Origin of the sequence: Amycolatopsis sp. NPDC051372 (assembly GCF_040682095.1) — a bacterium.
Classification (GTDB): domain Bacteria; phylum Actinomycetota; class Actinomycetes; order Mycobacteriales; family Pseudonocardiaceae; genus Amycolatopsis.
On record NZ_JBFBAF010000002.1, the window covers coordinates 267619 to 281839 of the forward strand.

Consider the following 14221-nt stretch of genomic DNA (forward strand, 5'->3'; position numbering starts at 1 on the left):
GGTTTCCTCCTCAGGCCGGGGTGCTCGGGTAGTGCGCGAAGAACCGGCGGAACACGCGCCTGAGCGCCATGAGCGTCGCCTGCAGGCCGATCGTGAACCCGCGGGCCGGGGCCGCCGCGGGCCGCGCCGCCGCCGTCTCCCCGCGTTCGGCGCGCGCGATGGCCTCCTGCACGTTGAGGGCGAACTGGCGCATCAGCACCGACGAGACGTCGGCGATCATGCCCCGCCCGTACTGCGCGGCGGCGCCGGACACCTGCAGGTCCTGCTCGAAGTCGACGCGGGTGCCCACGTCCGCGCGGGCCAGCGTCGCCGTCACGACCATGGCCGCCTGGCCCCGGCCGCGGGCTTCGGCGCCGCTCGCGTCGACCACGAGCCGGCGGGCGTCCTCGTCGCGCGAGGTGATGGCCGCGACGCCGTCGAACTTCAGCGACACCGGTCCCAGGCGGACGCCCACGCGGCCGCGGTAGCGCTCGTCGCCGAGGTCCTCGGTCAGCTCCGCGCCCGGCAGGCACGTCGCCACGGCCGGCACGTCGTCGAAGAACCGCCAGACCTTGTCCACGGGCTGCGCGACCTCGAACTGGTTGCGGATCAGCATCGGCTCTCCTTCTTGGCGTACGCGCCGGGGTCGCGCAGGAACGCGGCGCGGCAGCCGGCGCAGCAGAAGTTGTATTCGTGGCCCTCGAACACCACCGGATCGTCGACCTCCACGGTCATGCCGCACACCGGGTCCACGGTCTCCGCCGGGTCCGAAACAGCGGAGGCCGGCGGACCGGGCGGCACCCCGCGGGCCGCCCGGATCCGCACGAGCTCGGCCAGGATCGCCACGGCGATCTCCCGGTGTGACACGCTGCCGAGGTCCAGCCCGGCCGGCACCTGCACGCGGTCCAGCTCGTCGGCCGCCACGCCGCGGTCGGCGAGGTAACCGAGCACGCTCGCCCCGCGGCGGCGCGAGCCGACGAGCCCGACGTACGCCGGCCGTGCGGCGAGGGCTCGCTCCAGCGCCTCCTCGTCGTGGTGACCCTGCGTCGCCACGACCACAAAGGACCGCTCGGTCACGAGGTCCAGCCCGGTGTGCTCGACGAGCTGCGCGTGCCACCCGAGCGAACCCGCCAGCTCCACCAGCGTGTGCGCCATCGGCGAGCGCCCGACCACCACCACGTGCGGCACGGGCTGCACCGGCTCGATGTAGACCTCCAGCGCGCCCTCGCTCTGGCAGGAGATCGGTACCACCGTCATGCCCTCGGGCACCGCCGCGCCGAACTGCTCCGGCGAACCGAGCAGCAGCAGCCGGGGCGTACCTTCGACGAGCGCCTGCCGGGCCTCGCGGATCACGGCCGGCTCCGCGCACGCTCCGCCGATCCACCCGCGCAGCTCGCCCTCGGCCGTGATGATCGCGCGGCAGCCCTGCTTGCCCGACGACGGGCCCTGGCGCCACACCACGGTCGCGAGCGCGAACGCCTCACCGCGGCGGGCCATTTCACCGGCCTGCGCGAGGACGTCCCAGCCGTCGGGTGAGCTCACGGTGGACATGTCAGTCCGTCCGCACCGGCGGCGCGCCGGACACGTCGTGGCGCTGCCTCAGGGCTTCCCACACGCGGTCGGGCAGCAGCGGCATGTCGATGTTGCGCACGCCGGTGTCGTCGAGCGCGTCCATCACCGCGTTCACGAACGCCGCCGGCCCGCCGACCGCCGCGCACTCCCCCACTCCCTTGGCGCCGATCGGGTGGTGCGGCGACGGCGTGACGACCTCGCTGTGCAGTTCGAACCCCGGCGTCTCCCACGCGGTGGGCAGCAGATAGTCCATGTAGTTCGAGCCGACGCAGTTGCCCTCGGCGTCGAAGGTGATGAACTGCATGTTCGCCATCGCGTAGGCCTCGGTGAGCCCGCCCATGATCTGGCCCTCGACGATCATCGGGTTGATGCGCACGCCGCAGTCGTCCACCGCCACGGTGTTGAGCACGTCCCACACCCCGGTTTCGGGGTCGACCTCGACGGTGACGATGTACACCGCGAACGGCCAGGTCAGGTTCGGCGGATCGTAGTAGGCGTGGTTCTCCAGCCCGGGCTCCATGCCGTCGGGCATGTTGCCGTACGCCGCCATCGCGCACTCCTGGATGGTCACGCCGTGCTCGGGCACCCCGCGCACGGAGAACCGGCCAAGCTCCCACTCGAGGTCCTCTTCGGACACTTCGAGCAGGTGTGCGGCGAGCTTGCGCGCCTTGGCCCGGATCTTGCGCGACACCATGGAGATCGCCGCGCCCGCGACCGGCGTGCTGCGCGAGGCGTAGGTGCCCATGCCGAACGGCGCGGTGTCGGTGTCGCCCTCCTCCACCGTGACGTCGTCGGCCGGGATGCCCAGCTCGTGGCTCACGATCTGGGCCCACGTGGTCTCGTGGCCCTGCCCCTGGCTCTTCGCCCCGACCCGCAGCAGCGCCTTGCCTGTCATGTGCACGCGCAGCTCGGCCGAGTCGAACATCTTGATGCCGAGGATGTCGTACTCGCGGCTGTTGCCGGCGCCGAGCGGTTCGGTCATCGTGGAGATCCCGATGCCCAGGCGCCGCCCGCGTTTGCGCGCTTGCTCCTTCTGCCGCAGGAAGTCCTCGTAGCCCACGGCTTTCAGGCCCACGTCGAGGCACGCCTCCGGCTGGCCGGAGTCCACGAGGAACCCGAACGGCGTGCGGTACGGGAACGCATCGGCGCGGACGAAGTTGCGCCGCCGGAACTCGGCCGGGTCCAGCCCGAGATCTTTCGCGGCTTGGTGAACCATGCGTTCCTGGAAGAACATCGCCTCGGTGACGCGGAACGAGCAGCGGTAGGCGACGCCGCCGGGCGCCTTGTTGGTGTAGGTGCCGCGCGCGGTGAGGTGCGCGGCGGGCACGTCGTAGCAGGCGAACGTCGAGTGCAGCAGCCCGATCTTGAACTTGCTCGGCTGCGCGTCGGCGAAGAACGCGCCGTGGTCGGCCTCGGCATGCATGCGGACGCCGAGGATCTTGCCGTCGGCACGCAACGCCATCTCGCCGTCGAGGTACATGTCGCGGGCGAACCCGGTGGAGATCAGGTTGCCGGTCTTGTCCTCGATCCACTTCACGGGCCGCTCCAGCAGGATGGAGCACAGGATCGAGCACACGTAACCGGGGTACACGGGCACCTTGTTGCCGAAGCCGCCGCCGATGTCCGGGGAGATGATGCGGATCAGGTGCTCGGGCAGCTCGGCCACCATCGCCACGGCGGCGCGGATGATGTGCGGGGCCTGCGTGGTCATGTACACGGTGAGCTTCCGCGTCGCGCGGTCGAAGTCGGCCACGGAGCCGCAGCACTCGATCGGCGAGGGGTGCGAACGCGGGTAGTGCAGCCGCAGTTTCGAGACCACGTCGGCTTTCTCGAACGCCGCGTCGGTGCCGGCCTGGTCGCCGACTTCCCAGCGGTAGACGACGTTGTCGGCCTGGCCCGCCTTGTCGTCACGGATCAGCGGCGCGCCCTCGGCCACGGCCTGGCCGGGGTTCACGATCACGGGCAGCGGTTCGTACTCGACGTCGATGGCCTCGCACGCGTCCTTGGCGATGTAGGGGTCGTCGGCGACGACGCACGCGACTTCCTGGCCCTGGAACCGCACCTTGTCCGTGGCGAGCACCGCCTGGGTGTCGTAGGAGAGCGTGGGCATCCACGCGAGGTTGCGGGTCGCGGCCATCTCGCCGGTGAGCACGAGCCGCACCCCCGGGATCTCCCACGCCCGGCTGGTGTCTATCGACTTGATCCGCGCGTGCGCGAGCGGGCTGCGCAGGATCTCCATGTGCAGCATGCCGGGCAGCACGATGTCGTCGGTGTAGTTCCCGCGCCCGCGGATGAACCGGTTGTCCTCCACCCGCTTGCGGCTGACGCCGATCCCGCCGATCTTGTTCTCGTCCAACGCCTGTGACACGTCGAGCCTCCTATTCGGACCGCAGCTTGGCGGCGGCCCACAGCACCGACTTCACGATGTTCTGGTAACCGGTGCAGCGGCACAGGTTCCCTGACAGCGCCCAGCGGACGTCCTCTTCGGACGGATCCGGGTTCTCGTCGAGCAGGGCTTTGGCCGAGAGCATCATCCCCGGCGTGCAGAAGCCGCACTGCAGGCCGTGTTCTTCGCGGAAGCCCTCCTGCAGAGGGTGCAGCTCACTCGCCGTGGCGAGCCCCTCGACGGTGGTGACCTCGTGCCCGTCGGCCTGCACCGCGAGCATCGTGCACGACTTCACCGCGCGGCCGTCGACGAGCACGGTGCACGCGCCGCAGTTGGTGGTGTCGCAGCCCATGTGCGTGCCCGTGAGGCGCAGACCCTGGCGCAGCAGGTGCGCGAGCAGCAGCCGCGGTTCGCACTCGACCACGCGGCGCTCGCCGTTGACCGTGACCGTGATCCGGCGGATCGGGACGCCGCCGGTGGTTTCCTCGTGGATCTCGTGGACGCTCGTCATGCCGCTTCCTCCCCGGTGCGGCCCAGCGCGCGCACCACGAACGTGCGCACCAGGTGCCGCTTGAACTCGGCCGTGCCGCGGTGGTCGGTCTTCGGGCGGGCCGCCGCGGCCGCCAGGGCCGCGGCCTCCGCCACGCTGTCCGGCGTCAGCGGACCGCCGACGAGCGCGTGCTCGGCGTCGGTGGCTTCGATCGTGGAACCGCCCACGCCGGTGAGGGCGATGCCGGCGCGGGTGACCGTGCCGGACTGTGTCTCCACCGCCACGGCGACGCCGACCGTCGCGAAGTCGCCGACCCGGCGTTCCAGCTTGAGGTAACCGCCCGCGGGTGTGCCGCGGGGTGCGGGAATGACGGCCTCCACGGCGATCTCGTCGGGCCCCAGCGCGTTCTGGAACGGGCCGAGCACGAAGTCGCGCACGGCGATGCGGCGCCGGCCGGCGGGCCCTTGCGCGACGATCGACCCGTCCAGCGCCAGCACCACTGAAGCCCAGTCGCCCTGGGGATCGGCGTGGCACAGCGAACCGACCAGCGTGCCGCGGTTGCGCACGATGGGATCGGCGATCAGCGGAGCCGCGGCGGCCATCGTGGGCTGCACGGATTTGAGCAGCTGCGAGCGTTCGAGATCCGCGTGCCGGCACAGGGCGCCGACGTGGAGGTTGCCCTCGGCGTCGAGCTCGTGGTGGGCGAGGCCGGGCACGTTGTTGATGTCGACGACGAGCGCGGGCGCGGCGAAGCGCAGCTTCATCAGCGGCACCAGGCTCTGCCCGCCCGCGAGGACCTTGGCCTCGTCGCCGCCGGTGTGCAGCAGGTCGAGCGCCTCGGCCAGGGAACGGGGTGCTTCGTAGCGGAACCGGGACGGGTACACGCGGGCCTCCTCAGCCGTTCTCGGGAGGTTCGGCCACGGCCGTGGGCAGCGTGTCCTCTTCCGGGTCCTGCCGCGCCCGCTGGTGTGGCGGCCACGGCCCGGCGACCGGGCGGCCCGCCACCTTCAGGAAGTCCACGAGGTCGGGCCACGCCCACACGGTCGGGCCTGGGCCCTGCTTCGGTGCGTCCTCGACGAGCTCGAACAGCCGTGGGTTGCCGCGGCTGTGCCCGTCGGACTCGATCCGCATGACGCGCACCTGCTTCCGCCGTTGGTCAGCTGCCGTGATGCTCCACCCGGACCACGACCGCGACAATCCGCGATTAACCCTTTGCTTAACCCCGTGCCGAGCTGGGCGGAACCGGTGCCTCTACCTGTTACCAATCCGACCAAAAGTAGGCAGACCCCGGGCATGAGGTAACCGTTGCTACGAAAGCTCGGAGCCGTGGCTGTGGTCGGATTGGTAACCAACGGCGCAGTAGGCCATCGGTTAATCCGCTGTTGCGGCGGGCCCGCGCGGCGGGGACGATCGACCGTCATGCAGGTGCCGGCGCAGTTCGAGTACGAGCGGGCCACGAGCGTCGAGCACGCGCTGGCGCTGCTGGCCAAGTACGGCCCGGAAAGCCGCGTGATCGCGGGCGGGCACAGCCTGATCCCGATGATGAAGCTGCGCCTGGCCCGGCCCGAAGCGCTCGTGGACGTCAACGAGCTCACCGAGCTGTCCGGGATCGAGGTCTCCGACGGCGAGCTGCGCATCGGCGCGCTGGTGCGGCATGCGGAACTGCTGGCCTCGGCCGAGGCCGGCGCGCTGTTCCCGGTCCTGGCCGACGCCGAGCGCGTGATCGCCGACCCGATCGTGCGCAACCGCGGCACGATCGGGGGTTCGCTGTGCCAGGCCGACCCGTCGGAGGACCTGTCGGCCGCCTTCGCCGCCGTGCGGGCCAACGCCGTGATCCGCGGTGAGCAAGGCACGCGAACCGTGCCCGTGCGCGAGTTTTTCACCGGGCCCTACAGCACCGTCGTCGGCCCGGCCGAGCTGCTCGTGGAGCTGCGCCTGCCGATCCGCGAGGGCAGCGGCAGCGCGTACGCGAAGGTCGGCCGCCGGGCGGGTGACTGGGCGGTGGCGGCCGCCGGGGCGGAGCTCGTGCTCGAACGCGACGATGTAGCCGAAGCCGGCATCGGGCTCACCGCGGTCGGCGCGCCGCGGTTCGTCGCGGCCGAGGCCGAGGATTTCCTGCGCGGTGGCGCCGCTTCGGCGGAACGCTTCGAGAAGGCCGGGGTCATCGCGGCCGAGCACTGTTCCCCGGCCGCCGACCAGCGCGGCCCGGCGGACTACAAACGCCACCTCGTCGCCACGCTCACCACACGGGCGTTGCACCGGGCGGCGGAACGAGCCGGAGGCTGACGGGCGTGGAGATCACGGTGACGGTCAACGGCGAGCCCCACCGCCGCACGGTCGAGCCACGTCTGCTGCTCGTGCACCTGCTACGCGACGACCTCGGGCTCACCGGCACGCACTGGGGCTGCGACACCTCCAACTGCGGCACCTGCGTGGTGTGGCTCGACGACCTTCCGGTGAAGTCGTGCACGGTGCTGGCGGCGATGGCCGACGGCAAGCGGGTGCGCACCGTCGAAGACCTCGGCCAGGGCGCGGAGCTCGACCCCGTGCAGCAGGGTTTCGTGGCGTGCCACGGGATCCAGTGCGGCTTCTGCACGCCGGGGATGCTGATGACCGCGCGCTGGCTGCTCGACCGCGACCCGGATCCGAGCGAAGACGTGATCCGCGAAGCGATCTCCGGGCAGCTGTGCCGCTGCACCGGTTACGAGAACATCGTCCGCTCGATCCGGTGGGCGGCCGAGCACCCGGACGGGGAAGCGCCATGACCTACGGTTCGCTGCCCCGCAAGGAAGACGCCCGCTTCGTGCGCGGACGCGGCACGTTCCTCGACGACCTCGTGCTGCCCGGGATGCTGCACGGCGCGATCCTGCGCAGCCCGCACGCCCACGCGCGCCTGGTGTCGGTGGACACCAGCGCGGCCGAGGCGCACCCCAAGGTCCGCGCCGTGCTCACCGGGAAGGACCTGGGGATGCGCGGGATGGCGTGGATGCCGACGCTCTCGCACGACGTGCAGGCCGTGCTGGCCACCGACAAGGTCCGATTCCAGGGCCAGGAGATCGCGTTCGTGGTCGCGGAAGATCGGTACGCGGCAAGAGACGCGCTCGAGCTGATCGACGTCGAGTACGAACCGCTGCCGGTGGTCGTCGACGCGCCGGCCGCGCTCGCCGCCGGCGCCGCCGTGATCCGCGACGACCTCGGCAAGGCCGACAACCACGTGTTCGACTGGTCCTCCGGCGACGAGGAAGCGACGGAAGCCGCCTTCGCGAAAGCGGACGTGGTCGCCCGGCAAGACATGCTCTACCCGCGCGTGCACCCGGCGCCGCTGGAAACGTGCGGCGCCGTGGCCGACATCGACGCGATCACCGGCAAGCTCACGGTGTGGGCCACGGCGCAAGCGCCGCACGCGCACCGGATCCTGTACTCGCGGATCACCGGGCTACCCGAGCACCGGATCCGCATCGTCGCGCCCGACATCGGCGGCGGTTTCGGCAACAAGGTCGGGATGTACCCGGGGTACCTGTGCGCGGTGGTCGGTTCGATGGTCACCGGGCGGCCGGTGAAGTGGACCGAAGACCGGTCGGAAAACCTGATGAGCACGTCGTTCGCCCGCGACTACCACATGCGCGGCGAGATCGCGGCGACGCGCGACGGCCGGCTGCTCGGGCTGCGCGTGCGCGTGCTCGCCGACCACGGCGCGTTCAACGGCACCGCGCAGCCCGCGAAGTTCCCCGCCGGGTTCTTCCACGTGTTCACCGGCTCCTACGACCTGCCGGCCGCGTTCTGCTCGGTCACCGGCGTCTACACGAACAAGGCGCCCGGCGGCGTCGCGTACGCGTGCTCGTTCCGGATCACCGAGGCCGTGTACGTGGTCGAGCGGATGATGGACGTCCTCGCGCGCGAGCTGGGGCTCGACCCGGCGGAACTGCGCATGCGCAACCTGCTGCGGCCCGAGCAGTTCCCGTACACGTGCGCCACGGGCTGGCAGTACGACTCGGGCGACTACCCGCGCGCACTGACGCTGCTGAAGGAGATCGCGGGCTACGACGAGCTGCGCCGGGAGCAGGCCGAGAAACGCGCCCGCGGCGAGTTGATGGGCCTCGGGCTGAGCTTCTTCACCGAGGCCGTGGGCGCCGGCCCGCGCGAGCACATGGACATCCTCGGCTTCGGCATGGCCGACGGCGCCGAGCTGCGCGTGCACCCGTCCGGCTCGGCCGTGCTGCGCCTGTCCTGCATGTCGCAGGGCCAAGGCCACGAGACGACGTTCGCGCAGCTCGTGTCGGCCGAGCTCGGCATCCCGCCCGACGAGGTCGAGGTCGTGCAGGGCGACACCGACCACACGCCGTTCGGCCTCGGCACCTACGGCTCGCGTTCGACGCCGGTGTCGGGCGCGGCCGCAGTCACGGTGGCACGAAAGGTGCGGGAACGCGCGCGGCAGGTCGCGTCGGCGATGCTCGAGGTGAGCCCGGACGACCTCGAGTGGGAACGCGGGCGCTGGTTCGTGCGCGGTGTCCCCGGCCGGGGGCACACCATCCGCGAGATCGCGCTGGCCGCCCACTCCGACCTGGCGCTGCCCGACGGCGTGGAGGGACAGCTCGACGCGAGCACCGTGTACAGCCCGCCGAACCTCACCTATCCCTTCGGCGCGTACCTGTGCGTGGTCGACGTCGACGCGGACACCGGCCAGGTGCGCGTGCGCCGCTTCATCGCCGTGGACGACTGCGGCGTGCGGATCAACCCGATGATCGTCGCGGGCCAGGTGCACCGTGGCCTCGCCGACGGCATCGGCATGGCACTGATGGAGCTCATGGCCTTCGACACCGACGGTAACCACCTCGGCGGCTCCTTCATGGACTACCTGCTGCCCACGGCTTTGGAGTGCCCTTCTTGGGAGCTCGGCGAGACCGTCACGCCCTCGCCGCACCACCCCATCGGCGCGAAGGGCATCGGAGAGTCCGCGACCGTCGGCTCGCCCGCGGCCGTGGTCAACGCGGTGGTCGACGCGCTCGCCCCGTTCGGGGTGCGCCACGCCGACATGCCGCTGACGCCCGCCGCGGTCTGGCGCGCCATGCGCGGCTCACCGCTGCGGGCCGACCTGGCGATCTCCTGAGCGGGGTGAACCGGTGGGGCCGCGGATCCGTGTTCGAGGTGAGGGACGCGGAAAGGAACCGCCATGACCACGACACCGCTCAGCGGCCGGGCGCTCGCTCTGTTGCGCGCCGTCGCGGCGGGTCGCGCCGAGCTCGGCGCCGGCAGGGAACCCGACCTGCGGATCGACGGCCTGCTCTGCTCGGACCAGCCCACCGCGCACGCGCTCACGCACGCCGGGCTTGTCCGGCCGGTGCGGGAGGTCGCGCCCGGGCAGTGGGTGCCGGCCGAGCTCACACCGGCAGGGGCGCAGGCGCTGGGCCTGGACCCCGCCGCCTGAGGAAACTGCGCCGGGTACGCGCGGATGGCCGCCGCCGATCTCAGCCGGTGGTGACCGGCGAGCGCGGAAACGCGATCACCGCACCGAGGCTGATCAGCGCGACCGCCACCATATACAGCGACACGGACAGCGACGTGCCGGTCGACGTCTGCAGCGCCGTCGCGATCAGGGGCGCGAAACCACCACCGAGGACCGCGCCCACCGCGTACGCGAACGAGGCGCCGCTGTAGCGGTAGCGCGGTTCGAACAGCTCCGCGAACAGCGCCGACTGCGGCCCGTACGTCGCGCCCAGTCCGAGGTTCAGCACGACCACGGCGACCCCCAGCAGCCACGGCTGGCGCGTGTCGACGAGCAGGAAGAACGGGATCGACCACACGACGAGCAGCACCGAACCCGCGAGGTACACCCGTTTTCGCCCGACGCGGTCCGACCAGATCGCGCCCGCGATGATGCTCACGAGCCACACGACACTGCCGACGATGATCTCCACCAGCATCGTGGTGCTGCTCAGCTTGAGCACGGAAGTGCCGTAGGACAACAGGTACGCGAAGAAGACGTAGCCCAGCGCGGTGTTGGCGATGAAGCTCAACGCCGCCACCGTCACCTCTCGCGGGCGGCGGCGCAGCACGTCGACGATCGGCACGCGGCTGCGTTCGCCGGTCTCGCGCAGCCGCGCGAACACGGGACTTTCGGCCACGCGCAAGCGGATCACCAGACCCACGACGACCAGCACGAGACTGACCAGGAACGGCACGCGCCAGCCCCACGACCGGAAGTCCTCCGGCGACAAGGAGCTCGTCACCGCGAAGAACACCAGCTGCGCGATGATCAGCCCGGCGGGCACGCCGATCTGGGAGAACGAGCCGTATCGCCCGCGCCGGCCTGCCGGGGCGTGCTCGACCGCCATCAGCGCCGCGCCGCCCCACTCGCCGCCGGCCGAGATGCCCTGCAGCACGCGCAGCACCACCAGCAGCACGGGCGCGAGCACGCCGGCTTGCGCGAACGTGGGCAGTACCCCGACCGCGGCCGTCGCGAGCCCCATCAGGACGAGCGACGCGACCAGCATCGCCTTCCGCCCGACCCGGTCGCCGAAGTGGCCCCACACGATCCCGCCCAGCGGCCGCGCGACGAAGCCCACACCGAGCGTCGCGAACGCCGCCAGGGTGCCCGACGCCGGTGAGAGCGACGGGAAGAAGAGCTTGTTGAACACCAGCGCGGTGGCGGTGCTGTAAATGAAGTAGTCGTACCACTCGATCGTCGTGCCGATCGCGCTTGCCACCGCGACGCGGCGCACCTGCTCGCCGCGCACCAGGACCTGCTCAGCCATCCCGTCCTCTCCCCCGTTGATCAACCCGGCGAGCATAGTCCGCGCAGGTCGGGGGAGAAACGGCCAAGAGTCGCCCGGGTGCCCGCCCGTCCCGTCAGTTCTTCCCCATCCGCACCAGCGAGCCCAGCGAGGCGTCCGGCAGGTAGGCGCGCGCGAGCGCGACGCCGATCCGCGGCAGGTCGGCCTCCTCGCGGTAGGCGAGGTACATCGGCACGTAGCGGGGCTTGAACTTCGTCTTGAACGCGTGCAGCGAACGGAACCCGTAGTAGGGCTCCATCGCTCCGCCGAACGAGTCGAGGAGGCGTTCGAGCGGCGCGGCGGGCGGGGCCTCCGGGGCGCGGGCCAGCGGGGCGCCCGACAGCGAGACGAACCGAGCGCCCTCGGCGCGGAACGCCTGGCAGGACGAGGCGATGAGGAACTCCACCACCGGCCGGAACCCGTTGCCACGGCGGCGCATCACGTCGAGCGTCCAGCCCTCGACCTGCCCGTCGCCGCCGTACACGGGCAGCCACGACGTGACGCCCTGGACCACGCCGTCGGCGTCCACGGCCAGCCCGACGCGGACACGCGGGTCCAGCGCCTCGTCCACACCGCCGAGGGTGAAGCCCATCTCGGGCATCCCCTTGTCCCCCACCCACTCCTCGGAGATCGCGCGCACCTGCGCGACGAGCGACCACGGTTCGTCGGCCAGCGTCACCAGGCGGAAGGCGACGCCCTCCTTCACCGCCCGGTTGAGTGCCGAGCGCACGGTCTGCCACGCCTTCCCGCGGAACTCCAGGTCCTCGAGGTCGACGAGGGTGTCCTCGGCGACCTGCACGCGCGCCCAGCCGAGCGAGTCCGTGACGGCGGTGGTCTCGTTGGTGACGGAGAACAGGCACGGCACCAGCCCGGAGTTGTCGCACAGCTCGGCGAACGCCGTGATCGTGCCGGCGGTGTCGGGGCCGATCGGGTCGCCGAGGGCGATGGCCACCCCGGCGTGGCGGCGGTAGGCGAGGTAGGACTCGCCGTCGGGGCCGAAGAAGTGGGAGTTCTCCGGCCAGAGGGTCATCCAGGACAGCGTGCCGCCGCCGTGGCGTTGCAGCAGCTCGGTGGCGCCGTCGACGTCGCGGGAGCCGAGCGCGCGGCGCCGCTTCCGCCGGGAGGGAACGCGGAACGCCCCGCGCGCGGCGATGAGCAGCGTCAGCATGGCGCCCCAGAGCACGGCGTCGGCGATGAGGAACGACGCGTTTTCGATCGTGTAGGCCAGGCCGAAGATCTCCGCGACCAGCACGACCACGGCGATCACAACGCCGAGCGCCACGATCAGCGAGGCGAGCCCGACCGCCCACCGCCACGCGGCGCGTTTGCCGCGCCGCAGGCCGTTGATCATCAGCGCGATCACCACGAGCACGATCGCCAGCTCAGGCACCGAATCGGCCTGGCCCGCCGTGGAGCCGAGCGGGCTGACGCCGGGTGCGATGCGCACCACGATCTGCACCGCGCCCGCGATGACGAGCCCGGTGACCGCCAGCAGCCGCCACTCCCGCCGCGTCGGGCGGCCCGTGGAGCGGAGACGTTTCGGGCCGGCGAGCCGGCGCGCGAGCGGCAGCGTGAGGCCGACGGCGAGCAGGTGTTCCAGGTCGGCCAGCGTGCCGATGTAGAGGATGGACACCCCGACGTACACGCACAGCAGTGCGCGCAACCGCAGCCGCCACGGGGAGCGGATGGTCGCGCTGACCACGGCGACCACGGCGAGCGCGCCCGCGGAGAACCCGACGTCGGTGCGGCCGGCGAGCTGCGTCGCCCATTCCCAGCCGGTGCCGCGCAGCGCGAGCAGGATCAGCGCAGCGCCGAGGGTGGCGGCCAGCTGCGCGCCCACGGCGATCGCGGCGGTCCGGCGCGTGCCCAGCCGTGCTTCGGACGGGCCGACGAGCAGGGCGAACCCGCCGGCCACGGGCAGGTAGAAAAGCGGGTTCAGCGCGAAGAACGGACCGACCAGGAACGTCCACCAGCGGCCGTCGAGGAGCGAGGGCAGGCCGTAGGACACCTGCGGGAACCACTCGCGCGTCTCGACGGCGCTCCACAGCGTGCCCGTCGCCAGGCCGAGCGCGACCATGGCCACGACGACGCCCGTGGTGAACGGGGCGCGCCGCCACAGCACCAGCGCGATCGACCGTGCGCGGGTGAGGAACTCGGGGGTTTTCGCGTGCTCGACGGTCGCGGTGTGTTCTGCCATGGTTGCCGGCCCGGTCCGCGGTCTCAGTACGGCGGCGGGGCCGGTGTGGTCGGCTCCGGGGCCCGGCTGCGGGGCCGGCCCATCGCGAGCGCGACGATGGCTGCCACGACCAGGACCAGCCCGCCGATGAGGAGGCCGAGCGCGTAGCCGAACAGGCCCGGCAGGTTCAGGTCCACGGCGAGGCGGGAGTTCACGCCGGGCGTGCCGTCGGCGTTCATCACGACCGCGCGGTAGTCGCCGTCGGTGATCTGCCAGGTCACGTCGGTCGCCCCGGACGCGACCCAGAACGGCTGGGTGGCCGGCGGGACCGCCAGTGCCGTGCCGTCGCGGCGGACGGCGTCGAGCGCGAACGGGTCGAGGTTGAAGTTGCGCGCGTGCTCGATCGCGACACCGGTCAGGTACCGGTCGACGTCCGCGGCGGGCCCGATGCCGATGAACAGGCCGGACGAGTTGCCGCCCGTCGCGTGGACGCTCACCGAGGGCGAGCCGAGCGCGCGGGTGAGCCGGCCGGTGTCGGTGATCTGCGCCGTGTCGGTCACGATGGCCGCGGTCGGGGTCGTGACGTCGTGCTCCCCCGACCTCAGCGACCCGCCGGAGCCGAACACGAGCAGCAGGACGCCGCCCCCGATGGCCAGGCACACGCCGATCACGAGCACGACCACCGCGATGACGATCACGGCGATCCGCCCGGGGCTGCGGCGCGGCGGATAGGTATCGGTCATCGGCGCCTCCCCGGCTCGAAGACAGCTCTCGGCAGACGAGCCGTCGGGTGTCCATTGTGGTCGGTGGGTGACCAGAAACGGTCACGCGGTGGAAACTCACCCGTC

The 14221-nt window shown here is 71.8% G+C and carries 13 protein-coding genes; 4 read left to right on the forward strand and 9 right to left on the reverse strand.

The window, feature by feature from the left end; translation table 11 throughout:
- Positions 1 to 10: 10 nt before the first annotated feature.
- Genes AB0M56_RS04990 through AB0M56_RS05015 form a run of 6 tightly spaced genes read right to left on the reverse strand, consistent with a single transcriptional unit; the run spans position 11 to position 5558 of the window.
- The gene (locus AB0M56_RS04990; protein ID WP_364171176.1) at positions 11 to 595 is read right to left on the reverse strand and encodes an SRPBCC family protein; all 585 of its coding nucleotides are present in this window, start codon (positions 593 to 595) and stop codon (positions 11 to 13) included.
- Positions 589 to 1530: an XdhC family protein gene (locus tag AB0M56_RS04995; protein WP_364171178.1), complete on the reverse strand. Its 942-nt coding sequence runs from the start codon at positions 1528 to 1530 to the stop codon at positions 589 to 591. The genes AB0M56_RS04990 and AB0M56_RS04995 overlap by 7 nt, the downstream gene beginning before the upstream one ends.
- A 1-nt stretch (position 1531) precedes the next feature.
- A complete protein-coding gene (locus AB0M56_RS05000; RefSeq protein ID WP_364171179.1) occupies positions 1532 to 3919 on the reverse strand; it encodes an aerobic carbon-monoxide dehydrogenase large subunit in 2388 nt (795 codons plus the stop codon).
- A 10-nt stretch (positions 3920 to 3929) separates the two neighbouring features.
- Positions 3930 to 4448 carry a (2Fe-2S)-binding protein gene (locus tag AB0M56_RS05005; protein ID WP_364171181.1) on the reverse strand — a complete coding sequence of 173 codons (519 nt, stop codon included), beginning with the start codon at positions 4446 to 4448 and terminating at the stop codon, positions 3930 to 3932.
- Complete coding sequence (locus AB0M56_RS05010) at positions 4445 to 5311, reverse strand: xanthine dehydrogenase family protein subunit M (RefSeq protein ID WP_364171182.1); 867 nt, start codon at positions 5309 to 5311, stop codon at positions 4445 to 4447. The genes AB0M56_RS05005 and AB0M56_RS05010 overlap by 4 nt, the downstream gene beginning before the upstream one ends.
- A gap of 10 nt (positions 5312 to 5321) precedes the next feature.
- The gene (locus tag AB0M56_RS05015) at positions 5322 to 5558 is read right to left on the reverse strand and encodes a hypothetical protein (RefSeq protein WP_364171184.1); all 237 of its coding nucleotides are present in this window, start codon (positions 5556 to 5558) and stop codon (positions 5322 to 5324) included.
- A 288-nt stretch (positions 5559 to 5846) separates the two neighbouring features.
- Here AB0M56_RS05015 and AB0M56_RS05020 point away from each other — a divergent pair, with 288 nt between their 5' ends.
- From AB0M56_RS05020 to AB0M56_RS05035, 4 genes are all read left to right on the forward strand, one after another.
- The gene (locus tag AB0M56_RS05020) at positions 5847 to 6713 is read left to right on the forward strand and encodes a xanthine dehydrogenase family protein subunit M (RefSeq protein ID WP_364171185.1); all 867 of its coding nucleotides are present in this window, start codon (positions 5847 to 5849) and stop codon (positions 6711 to 6713) included.
- A gap of 5 nt (positions 6714 to 6718) precedes the next feature.
- Complete coding sequence (locus AB0M56_RS05025; protein ID WP_364171187.1) at positions 6719 to 7192, forward strand: (2Fe-2S)-binding protein; 474 nt, start codon at positions 6719 to 6721, stop codon at positions 7190 to 7192.
- Positions 7189 to 9534 (forward strand): aerobic carbon-monoxide dehydrogenase large subunit, encoded by a 2346-nt coding sequence (locus AB0M56_RS05030; RefSeq protein ID WP_364171189.1) that lies wholly within the window; start codon positions 7189 to 7191, stop codon positions 9532 to 9534. The genes AB0M56_RS05025 and AB0M56_RS05030 overlap by 4 nt, the downstream gene beginning before the upstream one ends.
- A 63-nt stretch (positions 9535 to 9597) precedes the next feature.
- Positions 9598 to 9852 (forward strand): hypothetical protein, encoded by a 255-nt coding sequence (locus AB0M56_RS05035; RefSeq protein WP_364171191.1) that lies wholly within the window; start codon positions 9598 to 9600, stop codon positions 9850 to 9852.
- 40 nt (positions 9853 to 9892) lie between these two features.
- Here the strand turns inward: AB0M56_RS05035 and AB0M56_RS05040 are convergent, their stop codons facing one another.
- The 3 genes from AB0M56_RS05040 to AB0M56_RS05050 all read right to left on the reverse strand — a co-directional run bounded on the left by AB0M56_RS05040 (position 9893) and on the right by AB0M56_RS05050 (position 14116).
- Positions 9893 to 11179: an MFS transporter gene (locus tag AB0M56_RS05040; RefSeq protein ID WP_364171193.1), complete on the reverse strand. Its 1287-nt coding sequence runs from the start codon at positions 11177 to 11179 to the stop codon at positions 9893 to 9895.
- 94 nt (positions 11180 to 11273) lie between these two features.
- Positions 11274 to 13394: a DUF2156 domain-containing protein gene (locus AB0M56_RS05045; RefSeq protein WP_364171195.1), complete on the reverse strand. Its 2121-nt coding sequence runs from the start codon at positions 13392 to 13394 to the stop codon at positions 11274 to 11276.
- 23 nt (positions 13395 to 13417) lie between these two features.
- Complete coding sequence (locus AB0M56_RS05050) at positions 13418 to 14116, reverse strand: hypothetical protein (RefSeq protein ID WP_364171197.1); 699 nt, start codon at positions 14114 to 14116, stop codon at positions 13418 to 13420.
- Positions 14117 to 14221 lie beyond the last annotated feature (105 nt).

Excerpts from the sequence above, each read along its gene's own strand:
- AB0M56_RS05015 (WP_364171184.1), bottom strand. The coding sequence starts at position 5,558 with ATGCGGATCGAGTCCGACGGGCACAGCCGCGGCAACCCACGGCTGTTC.
- AB0M56_RS05050 (WP_364171197.1), bottom strand. The coding sequence starts at position 14,116 with ATGACCGATACCTATCCGCCGCGCCGCAGCCCCGGGCGGATCGCCGTG.
- AB0M56_RS05035 (WP_364171191.1), top strand. The coding sequence starts at position 9,598 with ATGACCACGACACCGCTCAGCGGCCGGGCGCTCGCTCTGTTGCGCGCC.
- AB0M56_RS04990 (WP_364171176.1), bottom strand. The coding sequence starts at position 595 with ATGCTGATCCGCAACCAGTTCGAGGTCGCGCAGCCCGTGGACAAGGTC.
- AB0M56_RS04995 (WP_364171178.1), bottom strand. The coding sequence starts at position 1,530 with ATGTCCACCGTGAGCTCACCCGACGGCTGGGACGTCCTCGCGCAGGCC.
- AB0M56_RS05040 (WP_364171193.1), bottom strand. The coding sequence starts at position 11,179 with ATGGCTGAGCAGGTCCTGGTGCGCGGCGAGCAGGTGCGCCGCGTCGCG.
- AB0M56_RS05020 (WP_364171185.1), top strand. The coding sequence starts at position 5,847 with ATGCAGGTGCCGGCGCAGTTCGAGTACGAGCGGGCCACGAGCGTCGAG.
- AB0M56_RS05045 (WP_364171195.1), bottom strand. The coding sequence starts at position 13,394 with ATGGCAGAACACACCGCGACCGTCGAGCACGCGAAAACCCCCGAGTTC.
- AB0M56_RS05030 (WP_364171189.1), top strand. The coding sequence starts at position 7,189 with ATGACCTACGGTTCGCTGCCCCGCAAGGAAGACGCCCGCTTCGTGCGC.
- AB0M56_RS05005 (WP_364171181.1), bottom strand. The coding sequence starts at position 4,448 with ATGACGAGCGTCCACGAGATCCACGAGGAAACCACCGGCGGCGTCCCG.